Source organism: Mangrovibacter phragmitis, from assembly GCF_001655675.1.
Classification (GTDB): domain Bacteria; phylum Pseudomonadota; class Gammaproteobacteria; order Enterobacterales; family Enterobacteriaceae; genus Mangrovibacter; species Mangrovibacter phragmitis.
This window is the reverse complement of the sequence record NZ_LYRP01000002.1, coordinates 57,690-79,426: the sequence shown is the minus strand read 5'-3', so window position 1 is coordinate 79,426 and position 21,737 is coordinate 57,690. Positions and strand designations below refer to the sequence as shown.

At 49.5% G+C, this 21,737-nt stretch carries 19 protein-coding genes, 1 other RNA gene and 1 other annotated feature; of the genes, 16 read left to right on the top strand and 4 right to left on the bottom strand.

Going from position 1 to position 21,737, the window contains the following annotated elements:
- Positions 1 to 3: 3 nt before the first annotated feature.
- The 13 genes from infC (at position 4) to A9B99_RS06035 (ending at position 10,995) form a co-directional block, all read left to right on the top strand.
- A complete protein-coding gene (gene infC, locus A9B99_RS06090) occupies positions 4 to 546 on the top strand; it encodes a translation initiation factor IF-3 (protein ID WP_072006946.1) in 543 nt (180 codons plus the stop codon).
- Between the two features lie 90 nt (positions 547 to 636).
- On the top strand, positions 637 to 834 hold the full coding sequence (gene rpmI / locus A9B99_RS06085; protein ID WP_001124225.1) for a 50S ribosomal protein L35: 198 nt from the start codon (positions 637 to 639) through the stop codon (positions 832 to 834).
- 158 nt (positions 835 to 992) lie between these two features.
- Complete coding sequence (gene rplT / locus A9B99_RS06080) at positions 993 to 1,349, top strand: 50S ribosomal protein L20 (protein WP_013366084.1); 357 nt, start codon at positions 993 to 995, stop codon at positions 1,347 to 1,349.
- A gap of 113 nt (positions 1,350 to 1,462) precedes the next feature.
- Positions 1,463 to 1,587 (top strand) — a sequence feature (Phe leader region).
- On the top strand, positions 1,468 to 1,512 hold the full coding sequence (gene pheM, locus A9B99_RS23785) for a pheST operon leader peptide PheM (protein ID WP_106120997.1): 45 nt from the start codon (positions 1,468 to 1,470) through the stop codon (positions 1,510 to 1,512). (Overlaps the previous feature by 45 nt.)
- Before the next feature lie 128 nt (positions 1,588 to 1,715).
- Positions 1,716 to 2,699, top strand: coding sequence for a phenylalanine--tRNA ligase subunit alpha (gene pheS, locus A9B99_RS06075; RefSeq protein ID WP_064595678.1), 984 nt, complete (start codon positions 1,716 to 1,718; stop codon positions 2,697 to 2,699).
- A gap of 14 nt (positions 2,700 to 2,713) precedes the next feature.
- Positions 2,714 to 5,101: a phenylalanine--tRNA ligase subunit beta gene (gene pheT / locus A9B99_RS06070; protein WP_064595676.1), complete on the top strand. Its 2,388-nt coding sequence runs from the start codon at positions 2,714 to 2,716 to the stop codon at positions 5,099 to 5,101.
- Between the two features lie 4 nt (positions 5,102 to 5,105).
- Positions 5,106 to 5,405 (top strand): integration host factor subunit alpha, encoded by a 300-nt coding sequence (gene ihfA, locus A9B99_RS06065; RefSeq protein ID WP_036108549.1) that lies wholly within the window; start codon positions 5,106 to 5,108, stop codon positions 5,403 to 5,405.
- 223 nt (positions 5,406 to 5,628) lie between these two features.
- A complete protein-coding gene (gene btuC, locus A9B99_RS06060; protein ID WP_064595675.1) occupies positions 5,629 to 6,612 on the top strand; it encodes a vitamin B12 ABC transporter permease BtuC in 984 nt (327 codons plus the stop codon).
- Between the two features lie 11 nt (positions 6,613 to 6,623).
- A complete protein-coding gene (locus A9B99_RS06055) occupies positions 6,624 to 7,175 on the top strand; it encodes a glutathione peroxidase (protein ID WP_064595673.1) in 552 nt (183 codons plus the stop codon).
- Positions 7,176 to 7,916: a vitamin B12 ABC transporter ATP-binding protein BtuD gene (gene btuD / locus A9B99_RS06050; protein WP_064595672.1), complete on the top strand. Its 741-nt coding sequence runs from the start codon at positions 7,176 to 7,178 to the stop codon at positions 7,914 to 7,916.
- Between the two features lie 81 nt (positions 7,917 to 7,997).
- Positions 7,998 to 8,462 (top strand): NlpC/P60 family protein, encoded by a 465-nt coding sequence (locus A9B99_RS06045; RefSeq protein WP_064595670.1) that lies wholly within the window; start codon positions 7,998 to 8,000, stop codon positions 8,460 to 8,462.
- Positions 8,463 to 8,756: 294 nt separating this feature from the next.
- Entirely contained in the window at positions 8,757 to 9,485 is a 729-nt protein-coding gene (locus tag A9B99_RS06040; RefSeq protein WP_064595668.1) for an EAL domain-containing protein, read from the top strand.
- Between the two features lie 55 nt (positions 9,486 to 9,540).
- Positions 9,541 to 10,995: a protein adenylyltransferase SelO gene (locus A9B99_RS06035; RefSeq protein ID WP_064595666.1), complete on the top strand. Its 1,455-nt coding sequence runs from the start codon at positions 9,541 to 9,543 to the stop codon at positions 10,993 to 10,995.
- Positions 10,996 to 11,005: 10 nt separating this feature from the next.
- On the opposite strand, the gene A9B99_RS06030 is transcribed toward A9B99_RS06035, so the two are convergent.
- The gene (locus A9B99_RS06030; protein ID WP_064595665.1) at positions 11,006 to 12,061 is read right to left on the bottom strand and encodes a 3-deoxy-7-phosphoheptulonate synthase; all 1,056 of its coding nucleotides are present in this window, start codon (positions 12,059 to 12,061) and stop codon (positions 11,006 to 11,008) included.
- Between the two features lie 114 nt (positions 12,062 to 12,175).
- Positions 12,176 to 13,006, bottom strand: coding sequence for a posphoenolpyruvate synthetase regulatory kinase/phosphorylase PpsR (ppsR, locus tag A9B99_RS06025; protein ID WP_064595663.1), 831 nt, complete (start codon positions 13,004 to 13,006; stop codon positions 12,176 to 12,178).
- A gap of 652 nt (positions 13,007 to 13,658) precedes the next feature.
- Between ppsR and ppsA the strand changes: the two genes are divergently transcribed.
- The 3 genes from ppsA to A9B99_RS06010 all read left to right on the top strand — a co-directional run bounded on the left by ppsA (position 13,659) and on the right by A9B99_RS06010 (position 20,069).
- Positions 13,659 to 16,037 (top strand): phosphoenolpyruvate synthase, encoded by a 2,379-nt coding sequence (ppsA, locus tag A9B99_RS06020; RefSeq protein ID WP_064595661.1) that lies wholly within the window; start codon positions 13,659 to 13,661, stop codon positions 16,035 to 16,037.
- Between the two features lie 258 nt (positions 16,038 to 16,295).
- The gene (locus A9B99_RS06015) at positions 16,296 to 17,687 is read left to right on the top strand and encodes an MFS transporter (RefSeq protein WP_064595659.1); all 1,392 of its coding nucleotides are present in this window, start codon (positions 16,296 to 16,298) and stop codon (positions 17,685 to 17,687) included.
- A gap of 3 nt (positions 17,688 to 17,690) precedes the next feature.
- Positions 17,691 to 20,069, top strand: a complete 2,379-nt coding sequence (locus A9B99_RS06010; protein WP_064595657.1) for a glycoside hydrolase family 3 N-terminal domain-containing protein — start codon at positions 17,691 to 17,693, stop codon at positions 20,067 to 20,069.
- Between the two features lie 66 nt (positions 20,070 to 20,135).
- On the opposite strand, the gene rprA is transcribed toward A9B99_RS06010, so the two are convergent.
- Together rprA and ydiK are read right to left on the bottom strand one after the other, a co-directional pair.
- Positions 20,136 to 20,241: antisense sRNA RprA (rprA, locus tag A9B99_RS06005), an RNA gene on the bottom strand.
- 189 nt (positions 20,242 to 20,430) lie between these two features.
- Positions 20,431 to 21,528 carry an AI-2E family transporter YdiK gene (gene ydiK / locus A9B99_RS06000; protein ID WP_064595655.1) on the bottom strand — a complete coding sequence of 366 codons (1,098 nt, stop codon included), beginning with the start codon at positions 21,526 to 21,528 and terminating at the stop codon, positions 20,431 to 20,433.
- Between the last annotated feature and the right edge of the window lie 209 nt (positions 21,529 to 21,737).

Below are 21,737 nucleotides of genomic sequence, written 5' to 3'. Positions count from 1 at the left end.
GGTATTAAAGGCGGAAAACGAGTTCAAACGGCGCGTCCGAATCGTATTAATGGCGAGATTCGCGCTCAGGAAGTTCGCTTAACAGACATTGATGGCGAGCAGATTGGTGTAGTGAGTCTGAGAGAAGCTCTGGAAAAAGCTGAAGAAGCCGGAGCCGACTTAGTAGAGATCAGCCCTAACGCCGAGCCGCCAGTTTGCCGTATTATGGATTACGGTAAATTCCTCTATGAAAAGAGTAAGTCTTCTAAGGAACAGAAGAAAAAGCAGAAAGTTATCCAGGTTAAGGAAATTAAATTCCGTCCTGGTACTGATGAAGGTGACTATCAGGTAAAACTCCGCAGCCTGATTCGCTTTCTCGAAGATGGCGACAAAGCCAAAATCACCCTGCGTTTCCGTGGGCGTGAAATGGCACACCAACAGATCGGTATGGAAGTGCTTAATCGCGTGAAAGACGATCTGAATGAACTGGCAGTAGTCGAATCCTTCCCTACGAAGATCGAAGGCCGTCAGATGATTATGGTGCTTGCGCCGAAGAAGAAACAGTAGGCTACCAAGTAACCAGGCCGGTAGAGCTTGCTCCGCTGGCCCGGTTCGCCTTTGTTTCATTTATTAACAATGCGAAGTGGAAGTAAAAAAATGCCAAAAATTAAGACCGTACGCGGTGCTGCTAAGCGCTTCAAAAAAACCGGTAAAGGTGGCTTTAAGCATAAGCACGCTAACCTGCGTCATATTCTGACTAAAAAAGCGACCAAACGTAAACGTCACCTGCGTCCGAAAGCCATGGTTTCTAAAGGCGATCTGGGTCTGGTAATTGCGTGCCTGCCGTACGCATAAGTCGTTAACTTTAAACTTTTATCGCCCAACAGGTTGGTATTTTCCGGTAACAGTTACTGATTCCCGGTCTGTTCAGACAAGAGTCTGCAGGAAGAGAATTAGTCTGGCTGAGTAAATACGCCAACCGGGCTTACAGAATATAGATACAGGAGAGAGCCATGGCTCGCGTAAAACGTGGTGTGATTGCACGTGCACGTCATAAGAAAATTTTGAAACAAGCTAAAGGTTACTACGGTGCGCGTTCTCGCGTATACCGCGTTGCCTTCCAGGCTGTTATCAAAGCTGGTCAGTACGCTTATCGTGACCGTCGTCAGAAAAAGCGTCAGTTCCGTCAACTGTGGATTGCACGTATCAACGCAGCAGCACGTCAGAACGGTATTTCTTACAGCAAATTCATCAATGGCCTGAAAAAGGCTTCTGTTGAAATCGACCGTAAGATCCTGGCTGATATCGCTGTATTCGACAAAGTGGCATTCACTGCACTGGTTGAAAAAGCGAAAGCAGCTCTGGCGTAAGCCAGATGGAGAGGGAGCATATGCTCCCTCTTTTCATTTGTTGCAAACAGGATTGACATTTCGCAACAAAATCAGTTGAATAGAACCGTTACACCTGACTAAAAAGGTAACTGCAAGCATGAATGCTGCTATTTTCCGCTTCTTTTTTTACTTTAGCGCCTGATTCAGGGGGGCTTTGCGCGTAAGAAAAGAAACGGAAAATAAGCGCTAAAAGCCTCCAGATGGAGGCTTTTTTTTTACCTTTCCCGGCCCCTTTGCCAGACTTTTGAGCAGCATTATGATGGCCGGGTAAACAAAGGCTAAGGCTTGTCGTTTTCGAACCGAGACTAACTACTCCGGCAATTGTGCCGGCACAAGAGGAATACCATGCCACATCTCGCAGAGCTGGTTGCAAGTGCAAAGGCAGCCATAAACGATGCCCAGGATGTCGCCGCGTTAGATAATGTACGCGTTGAATATCTGGGCAAGAAAGGGCACCTGACCCTCCAAATGACAACCCTGCGTGAACTTCCCCCCGAAGAACGCCCTGCAGCTGGTGCGGTAATCAACGAAGCCAAAGAACAGGTTCAGCAGGCACTTAATGCACGCAAAGATTTTCTGGAAAGCGAAGCATTAAATGCCCGCCTGGCCGCAGAAACTATTGATGTGACCTTACCGGGGCGGCGTATTGAAAATGGTGGGCTGCATCCGGTAACGCGCACGATTGACCGCATTGAAAGTTTCTTCGGTGAGCTGGGCTTTACCGTGGCAACCGGCCCGGAAATTGAAGATGACTACCACAACTTCGATGCCCTGAACATTCCGGGCCACCACCCGGCACGTGCTGACCACGACACTTTCTGGTTTGATGCAAGACGTCTGTTGCGTACACAAACATCTGGTGTGCAGATCCGTACTATGGAAAACCAACAACCGCCGATTCGTATCATTGCGCCTGGCCGTGTATACCGTAATGATTACGATCAGACTCACACGCCGATGTTCCACCAAATGGAAGGGTTGATTGTCGATAAGAACATCAGCTTTACCAATCTGAAAGGTACGCTGCATGATTTCTTGCGTAACTTTTTTGAGGAAGACCTGCAAATCCGTTTCCGCCCGTCTTACTTCCCGTTCACTGAACCTTCTGCGGAAGTGGATGTAATGGGGAAAAATGGTAAATGGCTTGAAGTGCTGGGTTGCGGCATGGTGCACCCGAACGTTTTACGGAATGTGGGTATTGATCCAGAAGTCTATTCCGGCTTCGCGTTCGGCATGGGGATGGAACGTTTGACCATGTTGCGCTATGGCGTAACTGACTTGCGTTCATTCTTCGAAAACGATTTACGTTTCCTCAAACAGTTTAAATAAGGCGGGACTCTGCAATGAAATTCAGTGAACTTTGGTTACGCGAATGGGTTAACCCGGCACTAGACAGTGACGCACTTGCCGGCCAAATAACCATGGCAGGTCTCGAAGTGGATGGTGTTGAGGCTGTTGCGGGAGCATTTACTGGTGTCGTGGTTGGTGAAGTTGTGGAATGCGGCCAGCATCCCAATGCTGATAAGCTGCGGGTGACAAAAGTGAATGTTGGCGGCGAACGCCTGCTTGATATCGTTTGTGGCGCGCCGAACTGCCGTCAGGGCCTGCGCGTTGCGGTGGCAACCGTGGGTGCAGTATTGCCGGGCGACTTTAAAATCAAAGCTGCAAAATTACGCGGTGAACCTTCAGAAGGGATGCTGTGTTCTTATTCCGAACTGGGTATTTCAGAAGACCACAGCGGTATCATCGAATTGCCAGCGGATGCTCAGCCTGGTACACCTCTGCGTGACTACCTGAAACTTGACGATGTCGCCATTGAAATCAGCGTGACGCCGAACCGTGCCGATTGCCTGAGTATTGCGGGTGTGGCCCGGGATGTAGCGGTACTGAACCAATTGCCGGTTACTGAACCAGAAATTGCGCCTGTGGCCGCAACTATTACAGATTCTTTCCCGATTACGGTTGAAGCAACTGAAGCCTGCCCGCGCTATCTGGGACGCGTGATTAAAGGTATTAATGTCGCTGCGCCATCGCCGTTGTGGATGCGAGAAAAATTGCGTCGCTGCGGTATTCGCTCTATTGATGCTGTTGTTGATGTGACCAACTACGTGCTGCTTGAACTGGGCCAGCCAATGCATGCATTCGATCTTAACCGGATCGACGGTGGTATTGTGGTGCGTATGGCTAAGCAAGATGAAAGCCTGGTGCTGCTTGATGGTACTGAAGCCAAACTCAATAGCGATACTCTGGTTATTGCTGACCAGAGCAAAGCACTGGCAATGGGGGGGATCTTCGGTGGCGAGCATTCTGGCGTGAACAGTGAAACTCAGGATGTTTTGCTGGAGTGTGCCTGGTTTAACCCGCTGGCGATTACTGGCCGTGCCCGCCGCTATGGCTTGCATACAGATGCATCTCACCGCTATGAACGTGGTGTTGACCCGCAACTGCAATATAAAGCCATGGAACGTGCAACTGCGCTGTTACTGGCTGTGTGTGGTGGGCAGGCAGGCCCGGTTATTGATGTGACTGCACAGGACAAATTGCCGCAGCCTGCGACAATTACTTTACGCCGCAGCAAACTGGATCGCCTGATTGGCCACCATGTGCCGGATGCACAGGTCGGTGATATTTTACGCCGCCTGGGTTGCCAGGTAACTGAATCTGAAGGCCAGTGGTTGGCTGTCGCACCATCCTGGCGTTTTGATATGGAAATCGAAGAAGACCTGGTTGAAGAAGTTGCCCGTATTTATGGTTATAACAGTATTCCGGATGAGCCAGTCAATGCGTCACTGATTATGGGTGAGCATCGTGAAGCGAATCTGTCGATGAAACGTGTGAAAACACTGCTGGTAGATAAAGGTTACCAGGAAGTGATCACCTACAGTTTTGTTGACCCGAAAATTCAGCAAATGCTGCATCCGGGTGAAGACGCACTGATTCTGCCCAATCCGATTTCTGCCGATATGTCGGCAATGCGCCTTTCTTTATTAACAGGCCTGCTCAGCACACTGGTATATAACCAGAATCGTCAGCAAAACCGTGCGCGTATTTTTGAAACCGGTTTGCGATTTGTCCCTGATACACAGGCAGACCTTGGGATCCGTCAGGATGTTATGCTGGCTGGCGCAATCTGTGGCAACCGCAATGAAGAACACTGGGATCTGGTAAAAGGCAGTGTTGATTTTTACGATCTCAAAGGTGATTTAGAGTCACTGTTCGAACTTACCGGTAAATTGTCTGAAATTGAATTTCGGGCAGAACGTCATTCAGCCCTGCATCCGGGGCAGAGTGCTGCAATTTATTTACACGGTGATTATGTTGGATTTATTGGTGTTGTTCATCCTGAGCTGGAACGTAAACTGGATTTGAACGGCCGTACACTGGTGTTTGAATTGTTGTGGAACAAGCTTGCAGACCGCGCTGTGCCTCAATCTCAGGGGGTTTCACGCTTCCCGGCGAACCGTCGGGATATCGCTGTTGTGGTCGCTGAAAATGTGCCTGCAGCAGATATTCTGGCAGAGTGTAAGAAAGTTGGCGTAAATCAGGTAGTTGGCGTAAACTTATTTGACGTGTACCGCGGTAAGGGTGTGGCAGAGGGTTATAAGAGCCTTGCTATCAGCCTGACTCTTCAGGATACCAACCGTACACTGGAAGAAGAGGAGATTGCTGCTACCGTTGCAAAATGTGTGGCGGCATTAGAAGAGCGATTCCAGGCATCATTGAGGGATTGAACCTATGGCGCTTACAAAAGCTGAAATGTCAGAATATCTGTTTGATAAGCTTGGGCTTAGCAAGCGGGATGCCAAAGAGCTTGTTGAGCTGTTTTTCGAAGAGATCCGTCGTGCTCTGGAGAATGGCGAGCAGGTAAAACTCTCCGGCTTTGGTAACTTTGACCTGCGGGACAAAAACCAACGCCCGGGGCGTAACCCCAAAACGGGAGAAGATATTCCTATCACCGCCCGTCGTGTTGTTACGTTCCGACCCGGCCAGAAGTTAAAAAGCCGAGTGGAGAATGCAACCCCACAGAACGACTAATCTGACATGTTTTAAAAAGGCCGGTTTTTGCCGGCCTTTTTCTTGTCTGCAGAAAACCCTGGTCCGGGCAATGGCTTCGTTTGTCTGCTGTTCTGCCTTTTTAACTGTATAAATACGTGTTGCCCTCCGGCCATTCACAACATCCGCACTTGTCATACTTCTCCTGCATTCTGTGAACACGTAGAATTATGGCTGGTTATTCACTGGGAACGTTTTTTTGCACATGCACTTATTAGTTGAGCGGCAACAGCGGCAGGCACGTTATGTACTGGCTGGTTTGCTAAGTGTCCTGCTGGTCGTGGTTGTTATCAGTCTGTCCAGTGGTGAGCGTTGGATATCACCATGGCACTGGTTAGCTGCAGATAACACGCTGTTTGTCTGGCAAATTCGATTACCGCGCATGGTTGCTGTTGTGCTGACAGGCGCTGCACTGGCCGTTTCCGGCACAATGATGCAGGCATTATTTGATAACCCACTTGCCGAGCCGGGCTTACTGGGGGTTTCAAATGGAGCTGGTCTGGGGTTGGTGACTGCAATGCTGTTAGGGCAAGGGCATATACCTGACTGGGCTCTGGGAATGAGTTCCATGGTGGGCGCCCTGCTTATCACATTATTACTATTGCGGTTTGCCCGGCGTCGGCTCACTACCAGCCGTTTATTACTGGCGGGTGTTGCACTGAGTATCATTTGTAGTGCACTAATGACGTGGGCTGTTTATTTCACAACTAGTGCTGATCTGCGTCAGTTAATGTACTGGATGATGGGCGGATTTGGTGGTGTGGACTGGCGGGCAAAAGGCTTCATGCTGGCAATTGTACCGGTTCTCTGGTGGGTAATTCACCAGTGGCGGCCCTTGAATATGTTGGCACTGGGAGAAACTCCGGCAAGGCAACTGGGCCTGGCTTTGCATCGCTGGCGCTGGGTGTTAGTGATAGCGACAGGCTGGCTGGTAGGGGCCAGCGTTGCTTTGGCAGGGTCCATTGGATTTATTGGCCTGGTTATCCCTCACTTATTACGCCTTTGTGGCATCACTGACCATAAAACCTTACTTCCCGCCAGCGCACTTGCGGGAGCCGTGTTATTGTTAATTGCAGATATGGTGGCCCGCCTGGTTCTGGCTTCAGCCGAATTACCAGTTGGTGTTGTCACTGCGTCACTCGGCGCACCCCTGTTTATCTGGCTACTCTTAAAAGTCAGACATGAATAAAGGAGAAAATGATGCAGGCAGATGTTCTTACTACTGATGTCGTCACTATAGATGGTCGTCCCGGCACGTTAACGGCATGGCAAGGGAAAGTCTTGCTGATTGTGAATGTTGCATCAAAATGTGGTTTGACACCGCAATATGAACAACTGGAAGCCTTACAAAAACAGTACGAAGACCAGGGCTTTGCAGTACTTGGGTTCCCGTGTAACCAGTTTTTGGAACAGGAGCCCGGGAGTGAAGAGGAAATTCAGACCTTCTGCCGTACCACATATGGTGTCACCTTTCCCATGTTCAGCAAAATTGAAGTTAATGGTGAACAGCGCCACCCGTTGTATCAAAAGCTGGTTGCCCTGGCTCCTGTTGCAAAGGCACCTCAAAACAGCGGTTTTTATGAGCGAATGGCCAGTAAAGGGCGGGCGCCAAAACAACCTGGTGATATTTTGTGGAACTTTGAAAAGTTTCTGGTTGACCGGCAAGGCAAGGTTGTTGGGCGCTTCTCTCCTGACATGTTGCCCGATGCGCCAGAACTGGTGGCTGCAATTGAACGTGCTCTGGAACAATAGATGCCACTGCTGTCGTTAAACCATATAGCGGAAAAAGGTCGGTTGGCACCATTATCTGCCGGGGTTGCATCGGGCTGCTGGTTGCATCTGGTGGGGCCAAATGGAGCGGGAAAGAGTACACTCCTGACGCGTATTTCCGGTATGAGCGAAGGGCCAGGTGATGTATGCCTGGCCGGTAAGTCTGTGTCTGCCTGGTCCGGACCTGAACTTGGAATGCTGCGCTCCTGGTTGCCGCAACAGCAAGTCCCCCCGTTTGCAATGCCGGTATGGCACTATCTGTTACTACATGCTCATGGTGCCCCTTTGGAAAAACTGGCCCCGATAATTGATGCTTTGTGGCTGGCAGATAAATTGCCGCGACAAGTTGCTCATTTATCCGGCGGAGAATGGCAACGGGTGCGTCTGGCTGCTGTTATCGCTCAGATCCACCCGGATATTAATCCGGCTGGTCGGTTGTTATTACTTGATGAACCAGTGAACAGCCTTGATGTTACCCAGCAATCGGCGCTGACTCATCTGCTTAATGAACTCGCCCAAAAAGGGGTGGCGATTATTATGAGCAGCCATGATCTTAATTACTCACTGGGGCATGCTCACCAGGTTTGGTTAATGCTGAAAGGTAACGTCGTAGCCCAGGGAAGCGCCAGTGAAGTGTTAACGCCTGAGAATTTGCATTCTGTTTATGCTTTGCCATTTCGGCGTCTTGATGTGGATAACCATAAAGTTCTTATTTGTTCCTGATCGCGTTGAAATGCTTGCCAAATTAAATACTGAAGAGCTACATTACACTGGTAGAAAATAGCCTGGAGGCAACAGCCAGTCATGAAATTGTGGGGGCTTGTCCTGTTATCTTTATTATTAGTCGGATGCAGTCACCACCGGGCACCTGCACCAGATGGCCGGTTATCTGACTCTATTATGGTTATTGCCAGGCTGGATTCGCAATTAAGTGAATGGCGGGGAACCCCTTATCGTTATGGTGGAATGTCCAGGCAAGGTATTGATTGTTCAGCATTTGTTCAATTAACATTTCGTGACCAGTTTGCACTTCAACTTCCACGTAGTACCCGGGATCAGGCCAAAATTGGCACACGCATTGATAAAGACGAGCTATTGCCGGGGGATCTGATTTTCTTTAAAACAGGCTCTGGTGACGAAGGCTTGCATGTGGGGATTTATGATACTGACAATCAGTTCATTCACGCTTCCAGTAGTCATGGTGTGATGCGTTCATCACTGAATAATGTCTATTGGCGGGATAAATACTGGCAAGCCAGGCGCATTTGATTTTTTTACTTTAATATAAGTAGGCTTCGTTTACTTCGCTAATTCTGATGTGAGTATTATTTATTTCCTCTGGTTCTGGCTGATTGGTGATTTTTTTCAAAGACCGTTCTTTGCCATTTATTTTTCAGCTCATCATTAATTCAATTCCGTTCTTTTGTGTTAGCAAAGCGTGCTGGCGAAAATCCTGAATGTTTCTAATTGTGCAAAACAGTAGTGATATCACGGGTAACACGATTGAATTCCTTTTCTGTTTCAGTCAGGATGAAAAAAACCACCAGGTAGTGGGATTGTGACATGGTCGTGACTCTGGAGTGCGCATACTATTCCCAGTGCTTGTTCCAGCCATTCAGGCGGAGCGATGGGTCTCTGTATGGCGTTGAACTGGTCACCCGCTTTGTGACAGAAGATGGCGTTGTACAGATGCCTGAGTCTCTGGTCAGTACAAGGTTATCTCCTTTGCAGCATAGCCAGCTTCTGGAAGAAAAAGTAACGTTATTACGCAGTTTCCAGGCTGCGTTTCTAAAGCATAATCTGGTGATATGGCTGCCTGTTGAGCAAAACAGTGCTCGTTGTATTTTATCTGATGAAAGTCTTGTCAGGTATTTAACCAATATTCCAGGTTTGCATTTAGGAATAACAGAGCAATTTCTGGCATCTGGTGACCATTATTTAACGAATCTTTTCTCATCACTGGAGCGCCATTTTTTACTGGCATTGTTAAATTATGGCGCCGGACATATTTCTGGGCAGTTGATTTTTCAGCGGCAATTTAATGCCATAATGCTGGATAAACAGTTCGTTCAGTCTTGTCTGAAGAAGACCTCATTCCGTTCTGTAATGTATGCCATTCTTAACCAGGTGGGTGCTGTTTGCCATGCATTAGTCATCAATGGCATTGATGATGAAAAAAGTTTTACCCGTACTCGCCTTTTACCGTTTACGGCCATGCAGGGTGCGCTCTGGCCCCCAGAGATCCCAGAAAACCTGATGTTGTTACTGTATGGTAATCCCTTATACCCCTGATAACTGCCCGTGTTTAGCTGGCGCAACTGCCACTACACTACAGGCAGGAGGGCCTATGGCTGAACAACCTGTATTTACCCATGCCTGGCATGATTTATTGCCTGGCTTTTCGCAGCAAGTCACCCCACAACCTTTGTTGTCTGCTCGTTTGCTGTGGCATAACAGCGAACTGGCAGATCAACTGGGGCTGGCAGAAAATTTATTCAACTACAACGGGCCTGCCGGAGTGTGGGGCGGAGAAGCATTGTTGCCTGGCATGTTGCCGGTTGCTCAGGCATACAGTGGCCACCAGTTTGGCGTTTGGGCCGGGCAACTGGGCGACGGGCGTGGGCTGTTGTTGGGCGAACAGCAACTGGATGACGGACAGCAATTTGAGTGGCATCTCAAAGGTGCGGGATTGACCCCGTACTCGCGTATGGGTGATGGCCGTGCGGTGATTCGCTCCACTGTGCGTGAATGCCTGGCTTCAGAGGCGATGCATCATCTCGGGATCCCCACAACACGCGCACTGAGCATGGTTATCAGTGAAACACCGGTATACCGTGAACAGACCGAAAAAGGTGCCATGATGATGCGTCTGGCACAAAGCCATGTGCGCTTTGGTCACTTTGAACATTTTTATTACCGCCGTGAACCGGAGAATGTCCGACGGCTTGCTGAGTACGTGATGACACGGCACTGGCCCCATTTGCAGGATGAATCAGAGCAAGATAAATGGCGGTTATGGTTTGAGGATGTTGTTGCACGTACAGCCAGACTAATTGCGCAATGGCAATGTACCGGCTTTTCTCATGGCGTGATGAATACAGATAATATGTCGATTCTGGGGCTGACTATTGATTATGGTCCCTGGGGTTTTATGGATGATTACCAGCCGGGTTTTATTTGTAATCATTCTGATTATCAGGGCCGCTATTCATTTGAAAACCAACCTGGAGTTGGCCTGTGGAACCTGCAACGCCTGGCACAGGCTCTGTCGTCCTTTATTAGCGCAGAGACACTGAATACGGTACTGGACACATATGGGCAACACTTACAACAGGCCTGGGCGAGCCAGATGCGTGCCAAACTGGGGTTCACCCATGTCCGGCCCGAAGATAACGCTCTTCTGGCGGAGTTATTCAGCTTAATGACGCGGGAAGGGAGTGACTATACAAGAACATTTCGGTTACTCAGCCATACAGAAACAGGAACGGCTTTGTCGCCACTTCGCGATGAATTTATTGACCGTGCTGCTTTTGATTCGTGGTTTGCCCGTTACCGGCAGCGCTTACAGATGGAGCCACTGGATGATGCCGAACGCCAGAAAAGGATGCAGTCTGTCAATCCGGCTGTGGTGCTGCGTAACTGGCTGGCACAACGTGCTATTGAAACGGCAGAACAAGGTGATGCAGGCGAAATGCATCGCCTGCTTGCTGTGTTGCGCGACCCGTTCAGTGACCGGGCGGATGATTATGTAAAACGCCCGCCTGACTGGGGCCGACGGCTTGAAGTCAGCTGTTCGAGCTGACTGCATAGTTTCAGAGGTTGTTTAACCGGTGTTTCACCGCATCGGACAACATGGCCAGCAGTGTTTCAGTATCATCCCAGCCAAGGCACGGGTCAGTGATGGACTGGCCATAAACTAACGGTTTACCGGGCTCAATCGCCTGGTGACCGGGTTCAATAAAACTCTCAGCCATGACACCCGCTATTGCCGTTGAACCGTCGCGAATTTGTTGGCAAATATTCTGAGCAACATCCAACTGGCGGCGGTGTTGTTTCTGGCAATTTCCATGGCTGAAGTCAACCACCAGTCGCTGTGGCAACTCAAAGGTTCCAAGCGCTTTAGTGGTCGCCTCTATATCTTCAGGGTAAAAGTTGGGTTGCTTACCACCCCGCAAAATAATATGCCCGTAAGGATTGCCGCTGGTCTGGTAAACCACCATCTTTCCGTGTTTATCAGGGGACAGGAACATATGGCTGGCTCGAGCTGCACGAATGGCATCAATAGCAATACGTGTATTACCGTCAGTGCCATTTTTAAAACCAACCGGGCAGGACAGAGCGGAAGCCATTTCACGGTGTACCTGGCTTTCAGTTGTGCGGGCACCAATAGCTCCCCAACTGATCAAATCGGCAATATATTGCCCAACAACCATATCAAGGAATTCAGTTGCCGCTGGCAACCCAATAAGGTTGACCTCCCGCAAGAACTTGCGTGCCTGCTCCAGACCTTTATTTACACGGCAACTACCATTGAGGTCCGGGTCTGAAATCAACCCCTTCCAGCCAATGACGGTTCGTGGTTTCTCGAAGTAGGTGCGCATAACCACTTCCAGTGTATCCTGGTATTTATCATGCAATATTTTTAGTCTGCGGGCGTAGTCCAGTGCTGCTTCGGGGGAATGTACCGAGCAGGGGCCGACAATGACCAGTAACCTGGAATCCTTACCGGAGAGGATGCGCTCAATACGTTGACGGGAATGTGTAATATGGTGTGCGAGGGGCTCTGTTACCGGGTAACGCTGGCTAAGTTCATCCGGTGTGACCAGAAAGCCAATTTGCGCGATGCGCAATTCATCTGTTTTATTCATTTACAATCTCAATACCGGGTTGGTTGGCGATACCGCCTTAAGCAAAATCAATAAACTGGCTGTGCCGTTAAACACACAGTATGTCACAATAATTCGTACCATTGAACTAGTTTGTTAGTACATGCGTCTGTTCAGCCCCATTAAATCCAGGATTTTGGTTGCGATTTCTTCCACTGAATAGTTGGTACTGTTGATGTACCTGATTTGATGTTTGCGATAAAGCGCTTCAACCTCTGCAACTTCCATGCGGCACTGGCGCAATGATGCATAGCGACTGTTTTCCCGGCGTTCCTCCCTGATAGCGGCCAGTCGCTCGGGGTTGATGGTCAGGCCAAAAAGGCGTGAACGCAGGGGCTGTAATTCTGCTGGCAAACGCAGGTTATCCATATCATCAGCAATAAAGGGGTAGTTGGCGGCACGAATCCCAAATTGCATTGCCAGATAAAGGCTGGTTGGGGTTTTCCCGCAACGCGACACGCCAAGCAAAATAACTTGCGCCTGGTCGAGGTTGCGCATCGAAATACCATCATCATGGGCCAGCGTGTAATCAATCGCAGCAATACGGGCATCATATTTGCCAAGATTAGCCGGATTCAGCCCGTGTGTACGGTGAGCGATTGGCACCGGGTCAACTTCAAGTTCTTGCTGAAGTGGTGCGACGAGCGCCTGAACGATGTCCTGGCAGAAACCTGCACTCTGCAAAATAATGGTGCGTATCTCAGGCAACACAATTGAATAGAATACCAACGGCCTGCAGCCTGTCTGCTGGTAAATAGCATCAATTTGTTCCTTCACCGCGCGGGCCCGCAGTTCTGTTTCAACAAATGGCAGGGTCACACTGTGTACGTTTACCGGAAACTGCGACATTACCGCATGACCAAGCACTTCCGCTGTAATTGCAGTACCATCTGAAATATAAAAAACATGCCGGTTTGGTATATTCACTCTTTGCGTATCCTGGTAGTTTTTACAAGATAAAGCATAAAGTAAAACCTCTCAGGGTGTGAGTCCTTTCCGTGAAATTCATCGAGCGCCTCACCGGGTTGAGTGGTGAGCGCAATACCATAGCCCGGCAAGTGTTTTGATAGCAGTTACCCGTCATCAGAATGCCAGATATTGTCATGAACAGGTGAGAATTACCTCGTATCTTACGGTCAGTGTATATGAGTATTAATAAGCAGTTCATTGTTTATTCGGGGTTTTTATCAATTTAATCACGGGGCAATAAAATAGAAACAATGTTTTTAATAAAATTGAATAACACGTTTCATTTTTCATCTCATTGATTTGCAGTCAAATAATAACAGTAGATTATTTTCCTGTTGCGCTTCATTTCATCTATTTAAGGTTGTTCTGAAATGGCTGTTTTTTATTTGCTTGAACGATTCACTGTTTTTAACTCCTCAATAATTGTGCCAAACTTAACCCGTGGCCCATTCAAAATAAGCAGTGTCTCGCTGGTGGATTTCTGGAAAGATGTTTTTGTTTGTGTTGTCACTAACTCAATAGAAACATCTGATTGATTAGAGATCAGCGAATGGGCCTGAACACTCCCATTATTTCTGTACCTGTTCATAATCAAAAAAGGATTGTTTCGATGTCCAATCATGGTGTGTCACCGCTCGTTCTTTGGTATAACCAGCTTGGCATGAACGACGTAGAAAAGGTTGGGGGGAAAAACGCCTCCCTGGGTGAAATGATAACCAACCTTTCCGGTTCTGGGGTCTGTGTTCCCAACGGGTTCGCGACAACGGCCGATGCTTTTAACCAGTTTTTGGATCAAAGTGGTGTCAACCAGCGTATCTATGCTCTGCTGGATGAAACCGATATAGATGATGTGCAGGCACTTGCAAAAGCAGGCGCTGCAATTCGGCAGTGGATTGTCGAAACACCCTTCCCACCCGCGCTGGAAGAAGCGATTCGTGGTGCTTATACCCAGCTTGCGGCAGATAACGATAAAGCGTCTTTTGCTGTCCGTTCCTCAGCCACGGCAGAAGATATGCCTGATGCTTCGTTTGCCGGCCAACAAGAAACTTTCCTGAATGTGCAGGGCATTGATGCCGTAATGGTTGCGGTAAAACATGTGTTTGCGTCGTTGTTTAATGACCGGGCCATTTCTTACCGGGTACATCAGGGGTATGACCACCGTGGTGTTGCGCTTTCAGCCGGAGTGCAACGTATGGTGCGCTCAGACCTGGCGGCGTCCGGGGTTATGTTCTCCATAGATACGGAATCCGGTTTCGACCAGGTGGTATTTATTACCGCCGCCTGGGGGTTGGGGGAAATGGTGGTGCAGGGCGCGGTCAACCCTGATGAATTCTATGTGCATAAACCTACCCTGAATGCCGGTCGTCCGGCGATTGTGCGCCGCACCATGGGGTCGAAAAAAGTGCGCATGGTTTATGGCGAAACTCAGGAACATGGTAAACAGGTACGCATTGAAGATGTGGCACCAGAGCAACAATCGGTTTTCTGCCTGAGCAGTGAGGAAGTTGAAGCGTTGGCACACCAGGCGCTGTTGATTGAGCAGCACTATGGTCGCCCGATGGATATTGAGTGGGCGAAAGATGGCCACACCGGTGAACTGTTTATTGTCCAGGCCCGCCCGGAAACGGTGCGTTCTCGTAACAAGGTAACGGAGCGTTACACACTGCATTCCCAGGGCGATATTCTGGTTGAGGGGCGTGCGATTGGGCAGCGTATCGGTGCCGGAAGTGTCAAGGTTATTCACGATATCAGTGAAATGAACCGGATTGAAGCTGGTGATGTACTGGTAACGGATATGACCGACCCGGACTGGGAGCCTATTATGAAAAAGGCTGCCGCGATTGTGACAAACCGTGGTGGGCGGACATGCCACGCAGCAATTATAGCGCGTGAACTGGGGATTCCGGCGGTAGTGGGGTGTGGCGATGCAACTGAGCGACTGAAAAATGGTCAGCGGGTTACGGTATCCTGTGCCGAAGGTGACACCGGCTATGTATACGCGGATTTGCTGGACTTCTCCGTAAGTAGTTCCAGCATTGATACCATGCCTGACTTACCTTTGAAGATCATGATGAACGTTGGTAATCCGGACCGGGCGTTTGACTTTGCCTGTCTGCCCAATGAAGGTGTGGGCCTCGCTCGTCTGGAGTTTATCATCAACCGTATGATTGGTGTGCACCCACGCGCATTGCTTGAGTTTGAAAAGCAAGAACCGGCATTGCAGGCCGAAATTCGTGAGCTAATGAAAGGGTATGATTCCCCGGTTGAGTTTTACGTTGGCCGGCTAACGGAAGGTATTGCCACTCTTGCTGCGGCATTTTGGCCCAAACGCGTGATTGTGCGTTTGTCTGACTTCAAATCCAATGAGTATGCCAACCTGTTGGGGGGAGAACGTTATGAACCTCATGAAGAAAACCCGATGCTGGGTTTCCGTGGTGCTGGCCGCTATGTTTCGCCGGATTTCAGAGCGTGCTTTGCCCTTGAATGCGAAGCCGTAAAACGCGTCCGTAACACGATGGGGCTGACCAATGTTGAAGTGATGATCCCCTTTGTTCGTACTGTTAGCCAGGCGAAAGCTGTGGTTGATGAACTGGCAAGTCAGGGGCTCAAACGGGGTGATAATGGCCTGAAAGTGATAATGATGTGCGAAATTCCGTCAAATGCGCTGCTGGCTGAAGCGTTCCTTGAACACTTTGACGGTTTCTCCATCGGTTCAAATGACATGACTCAGTTGGCGCTGGGCCTGGACAGGGACTCTGGCGTGGTTTCTGAGTTGTTTGATGAACGTAATGATGCAGTGAAAGCGTTGCTCTCTATGGCAATCAAAGCGGCTAAAAAACAAGGTAAATATGTGGGTATCTGTGGGCAGGGGCCTTCTGACCATGAGGATTTTGCTGCCTGGCTGATGGAGCAGGGTATAGACAGCCTGTCACTTAACCCGGATACGGTGGTACAAACCTGGCTTGATCTGGCAGAACTTGCCAAATAATCACCTTACTGCTTTGTTATGTAAAACGCCATGCATCTGCATGGCGTTTTTCTTTTCCACACACCGCGTCACTTCACACTTACGCCTTTTAAGCAAAAAAACATAATAGCCGGATAAATTTCGGCAATTGTTGTTTCTTGCCCGCTGCGAAATAGTTACTGGGTACCTGAGTGTTACCCACAAACAACAAAAAACAACAAGCTCCCAGTTTTCAACCATGAAGGCTTAAGGAGCTCAGCTGATGAAAGGTGGAACATCATGAATACTGTGCCGGTTCTTACATTGAAAGATAAAATTGGCTATGGGTTAGGTGATATGGCCAGTGCGCTGGTCTGGCAAACAGCAACGCTGTTTCTGGCCTGGTTCTATACCGATGTGTTTGGGTTACCTGCAGCTATTATGGGCACGATGTTTTTGGTGGTGCGGGCCATCGATGCAATTACTGACCCTTGTATAGGCGCTATTGTTGACCGGACACGTACCCGGCATGGGCGTTTTCGCCCCTGGTTATTGTGGTTTGCCATTCCTTTTGGTGTGAGTTGCCTGATAACGTTTTATGTACCGGATGTGGGGCCGACAGGTAAAATTATCTATGCCTGTGTGACCTATACACTCCTTAGCCTTGTGTACTCCGCTATCAATGTGCCTTATTGCGCCATGCCTGGTGCCTTGACACTGCATCCTGGTGAACGGCATTCGTTACAGTCCTGGCGTTTTGGCCTGTCATTTACCGGTGGGTTAATCGTCACTGTGCTGGCTTTGCCCTTGATGGAGTGGCTGGGTCAGGGTAATCAACAGAAAGGTTTTTTTCTGGCAATGAGCCTGATGGGTTTACTGGGGATTGGTTTGTTTTTCTGCTGTTTTGCCATGACCCGCGAACGCTATATACCTGAAAGCAGCGCGCCAGGCAGTATGCTGGCGGACCTGAAATCGCTGGCGAAAAACAGCCAGTGGCGTTTGGTATTTGCGTTGAATATTCTGTTGTTGACGGCGGTAGTGGTGCGCGGGTCAACCACGATGTATTACGTCAAATATCTGTTGATGCGCCCGGACATGACTTTTGTCTTTATTGTCAGTGGGATGGTAGCTGCTTTGTCTGGCGCATTGTTGTCCGGTTGGGTTCTGGGCCGGGTGGACCGGGTAAGAGCCTATCAGTTCACTACCCTGATTTTTATGGTGCCGTGCATCGCTATCTTTTTTATCCCTGCAGCGTATATCGGCTGGATACTGGCCCTGAATATTGTGTTCAGCTTTATTCAGAACCTGACCACGCCTCTGCAGTGGTCCATGTTATCAGATGTCGTCGATTATGAAGAACACCGCACAGGCCGCAGGCTGGACGGTCTGGTCTTTTCTACGGCCCTGTTCGCCATCAAAATGGGGCTGGCATTGGGGGGCGCGGTCGTGGGCTGGATTTTGGGGCTGGTCAGTTACCAGGCCAATGTCACCGAACAGGCTCCGGCTGTTCTGCATACCATCAACGCATTATTTACCTTCATTCCCGCGGCGCTGTTTTTGTCCATCGTCGTACTGTTGTGCTTCTACAAACTGAATAACCGTAAAGTGGCTGCCATCGCTAATGAACTGGCGGCCAAACGCCAACATATTTCTAACCCGGAACCCGGTTTAAACCCGGCAATACAGGAGTAACCCATGACGATGTATACAGATCCCCGCCAGCCTGTTAAGGCTCGGGTGGCTGACTTACTGGCCCGGATGACACCCGAAGAAAAGTTCGCCCAAATGGGAGCAATGTGGCTGGTGCTATCGCCGGAAGGTTTCCATAAAGAACGTCTGGATATGAGCGATACGTTTTCAGGTGCGACACAGCAAATTGCTCTGGCTGAGCAGTTGAAAAAAGGAATTGGTCAAATAACTCGTCCACTTGGTACCCACAGTGTCTCACCGCGAGAAGGTGTGATGGCGGCGAATCGTCTGCAAAAAACGCTGGTGGAAGAGAGCCGGTTAGGGATACCGGCGTTGTTCCATGAAGAGTGCCTCGTGGGGGTATTGTGCAAAGATGCCACGTTATTTCCATCACCACTCAATTATGCATCAACCTGGGATCCGCAACTGATTAACGCGGTTGCCGGTGCAATTGGCCGCGAAGCCAGAGCGATTGGCTGCCATCAGGGACTTGCGCCAGTGCTGGATGTTTCCAGGGATGTGCGCTGGGGGAGAACAGAAGAAACCTTTGGTGAGGATCCTTACTTAGTTGGGGTTATGGCTACACAGTATGTAAAAGGGTTACAAGGGCCAAACCGTGATTTGCTGGCAACCCTCAAGCATTATGCCGGCCACTCGTTTAGCGAAGGAGCGCGGAACCATGCGCCTGTGCACCTCGGCTTTTGCGAGCTGAATGACACTTTTCTGTTGCCTTTCGAAATGGCGGTACGCCTTGCCAATGCCGGTTCAGTGATGCCCGCCTATCACGATATCGATAACCAGCCCACTCACAGTGATACTTTCCTGCTTACCCGGGTATTACGTGACCAATGGGGCTTTGACGGGCTGATTGTCGCTGACTACGGTGGTGTGAGCCTGCTGCATCAGCATCATGGTGTCAGCCATAGCCCCATGGAGTCTGCTGCGCAGGCATTTAATGCCGGGCTGGATATTGAACTCCCCAAAGCGGATTGTGCCAGCCATCTTGCCGAAGCGGTGGCTGAAGGTCTGATTACTATGGACAAGATTGATGAGATTGTCTCTCGTGTGTTGACCGAAAAATTCCGGCTTGGTCTGTTTGAACACCCCTATGCAGATCTGGATAAGCTTGCTTTACAGGAGCCAGAAACACGTTCCCTTGCCAGAGAGTGTGCGGCACGTTCTGTCACTATGCTTGAAAACAACGGCATTTTACCACTCACCGATACGCCTTCACTGGCGGTGATTGGTCCGGTAGCAGACGATCCTTTGGCTTTGCTGAGTGGCTACAGTTTCCCTGTTCATCTGATAATCAGTGATGCTCAGGAACAGGCAGATCAGGTTGTGACATTACTTGCCGGAATCCGGCAGCAGTTTGGTGAAAATCGGGTTCGTTACGCCAAAGGGTGCCACATTATTGAGCACCGCCAGGCGGGTGCTCCGGTCTTTCCTGGTGAAAGTGAAGGGAAACCCCGCCAGTCGTCTCCGGTTTCACAGGATACCAGCTTAATCCCTGAGGCCGTGTCGGCGGCTCAGCAAGCAGATGTGGTGATTGCCTGTGTGGGTGATCTGGCTGGTTTGTTTCAAAGTGGTACCTGTGGTGAGGGCTCTGATACCGATACACTGGCACTGCCGGGTGTACAACAGGCATTGCTTGAGGCGCTGGTCCACACCGGGAAACCCGTTATTGTGGTGATGACTGGCGGGCGCCCGTACCATCTGGGTGGGTTGGAACAACAGGTCGCGGCATTGTTAATGGCGTGGGCTCCGGGCCAGGAAGGTGGCCATGCTGTCGCAGACATTTTGGCGGGGAACCGGGAGCCTGAAGGGCGTCTGGTATTATCTGCGCCCAAAAGTGCCGGAGCGATGCCATATTACTATAACCACAAGCTGAAAAGTGGTGGCACACCTTATGCGTTTCATTTTGGTGCCCGCTATCCCTTCGGGTTTGGTCTGGGGTGGGGGGATTTTGTTCTGGACCAGGCTGAGTTACATGAGGCAACGCTACCCGCGCAAGGAGGAACCATTAATATCGCTTTATCAGTCACCAATCGCGGCGTGCGCTCTGGCAGTGAAGTTATCCAACTTTATGTGCATGATAAAGTCGCCTCGCTGGTGCGCCCGGTGAAGGAATTAAAAGCATTCCACCGCGTCAGGCTGGCCCCGGGGGCGACTACCCGGTTAACTATCTCGGTGCCGACCGATATGCTGAATTTCACCAATAAGATGGGCCAGCGAGTCGTTGAACCTGGTGAATTTGAGCTGATGTTAGGTACTAACAGTGACGCTATCCAGCAGTGTGTTACGGTCAATCTTACGGGAGATAAACCCGTTGTTCTGGCTCGTGACTGGCGCATGTTAAGTCATACAGAGGAAACCGCAGGGTAAAAACTAACGGTAACGCGCCTGTCAACGGTGGCGCGTTGCGTTTTCCAGTGTGTCGGATTACCGGAGCAAAAAAAAAGCCCATCGTGGGAGATGGGCAAAGACTACACACAGCAATTCGTTGTTTCACTCAGGGGATTCATGTTTATAAACCAGATGTGATTTATAAGACTGAGCTTATGATAGTCATCACGTCACTGAGTCGTCGATCGGATTCGTCTCAATAGTTAAATGTTTATAAATAGTAAAAAATGTTATTCAGTGTAATGAAAAAGAATGAGTGCGAAGAGTGGGCGAAAAATGAATAAATCAATAAGCTTTGCTGAACAATCGAGTACGAAAAACCCGATTGTTCAGGTGGCAATTACCCTTGTGAAGAAGGTGGGGTATCTGTGGGAATATTTTCAATAGAGGGGACTTTTTCGTTAACCCAGGCTGCAAATAACCGGTAAGACACGGCCAGTACTACCGGGCCAATGAATACACCAATCATGCCAAAAGCAATTAACCCACCAATAACACCGGACAGGACAACAATCATCGGCAGGTCTGCCCCCATGCGGATAAGTATGGGACGAATCACGTTATCCAGCGTACCAACCACTGCACTCCATACCAGCAGAACCGTTCCCCAGGTGTTATCCCCGCTCCAGTATAGCCAGATGATTGCTGGTATCAGCACCAGCAATGGGCCAATCTGCACCAGGCAGCAAAGCACCATCACTACACTCAGTAATGTTGCATAAGGGATACCACAGATAGCCAGGCCAATACCGCCCAAAATCCCCTGAACCAGGGCAGTGACGACAACGCCTAACGCGACCGCGCGGATTGCCTGAGCGGCCAGCACAACAGAGGCATCACCGCGCTCAGACGCGAGCCGTCGGGCGAAACGGCGCAGTCCATCAGCGACGTCTTCACCACGCCAGTAAAGTAAGGCGCTGAACAGCACCATCAGAGCGCAGTGCATCAGAAAACGCCCCAAATGCGCCGCCTGGCCAACAAACCAGCCAGTAGTTGTACCAATATACGGTTTCACTTTAGCAAGCAGTGTTGTGCCGCCGCCATCGAGCAGGGCATGCCATGAACTGTATAGTTTATCACCAAAGAACGGGATGCTTTGTAACCAGGCTAAATCGGGTGGAGCGAGTTGACCAGAACTGGCTGATTTAACCAGTGGAGCGCTGGTATCCACCAGGCTATTCACTAATAACGAAATGGGGATAACAAACAACAGTATCAGCAGCAGTGTCATGACCAGAACGGCCAGAATACGTTTTCCCCACAGCAGCTTTTGCAACCGAATTAATACCGGCCAGGTGGCAATAACCACAGTTCCGGCCCAGGCAAAGCCCAGAATGAACGGTTGAACTATCCAGATACACGCGATAATCATTAACGAAATAAACAGCACAGAGATAAGGACCCGTGCAATGTCCTGGTGAGGCTTTATCGTTTCCATAATTGTGTCATCAGCCAGTAATTACGCCATGATACCCGGTAAAAAGCATCATGGTTAGCATAAGTGTCCATAATATATTGCAGATCTAATGATGATGTATTCCGCTATCTTTTTACAACTTAAAAGCGAAATAAAATCCTCCAGGCGTGGTATGCAAAAATGTGATAAAACCATGAGTGTGCTACGCAAACAATAACTCATCTCTTTTT

Excerpts from the sequence above, each read along its gene's own strand:
- rpmI (WP_001124225.1), top strand. The coding sequence starts at position 637 with ATGCCAAAAATTAAGACCGTACGCGGTGCTGCTAAGCGCTTCAAAAAA.
- rplT (WP_013366084.1), top strand. The coding sequence starts at position 993 with ATGGCTCGCGTAAAACGTGGTGTGATTGCACGTGCACGTCATAAGAAA.
- pheS (WP_064595678.1), top strand. The coding sequence starts at position 1,716 with ATGCCACATCTCGCAGAGCTGGTTGCAAGTGCAAAGGCAGCCATAAAC.
- pheT (WP_064595676.1), top strand. The coding sequence starts at position 2,714 with ATGAAATTCAGTGAACTTTGGTTACGCGAATGGGTTAACCCGGCACTA.
- ihfA (WP_036108549.1), top strand. The coding sequence starts at position 5,106 with ATGGCGCTTACAAAAGCTGAAATGTCAGAATATCTGTTTGATAAGCTT.
- btuC (WP_064595675.1), top strand. The coding sequence starts at position 5,629 with ATGCACTTATTAGTTGAGCGGCAACAGCGGCAGGCACGTTATGTACTG.
- A9B99_RS06055 (WP_064595673.1), top strand. The coding sequence starts at position 6,624 with ATGCAGGCAGATGTTCTTACTACTGATGTCGTCACTATAGATGGTCGT.
- btuD (WP_064595672.1), top strand. The coding sequence starts at position 7,176 with ATGCCACTGCTGTCGTTAAACCATATAGCGGAAAAAGGTCGGTTGGCA.
- A9B99_RS06045 (WP_064595670.1), top strand. The coding sequence starts at position 7,998 with ATGAAATTGTGGGGGCTTGTCCTGTTATCTTTATTATTAGTCGGATGC.
- A9B99_RS06040 (WP_064595668.1), top strand. The coding sequence starts at position 8,757 with ATGGTCGTGACTCTGGAGTGCGCATACTATTCCCAGTGCTTGTTCCAG.
- A9B99_RS06035 (WP_064595666.1), top strand. The coding sequence starts at position 9,541 with ATGGCTGAACAACCTGTATTTACCCATGCCTGGCATGATTTATTGCCT.
- A9B99_RS06030 (WP_064595665.1), bottom strand. The coding sequence starts at position 12,061 with ATGAATAAAACAGATGAATTGCGCATCGCGCAAATTGGCTTTCTGGTC.
- ppsA (WP_064595661.1), top strand. The coding sequence starts at position 13,659 with ATGTCCAATCATGGTGTGTCACCGCTCGTTCTTTGGTATAACCAGCTT.
- A9B99_RS06015 (WP_064595659.1), top strand. The coding sequence starts at position 16,296 with ATGAATACTGTGCCGGTTCTTACATTGAAAGATAAAATTGGCTATGGG.
- A9B99_RS06010 (WP_064595657.1), top strand. The coding sequence starts at position 17,691 with ATGACGATGTATACAGATCCCCGCCAGCCTGTTAAGGCTCGGGTGGCT.
- ydiK (WP_064595655.1), bottom strand. The coding sequence starts at position 21,528 with ATGGAAACGATAAAGCCTCACCAGGACATTGCACGGGTCCTTATCTCT.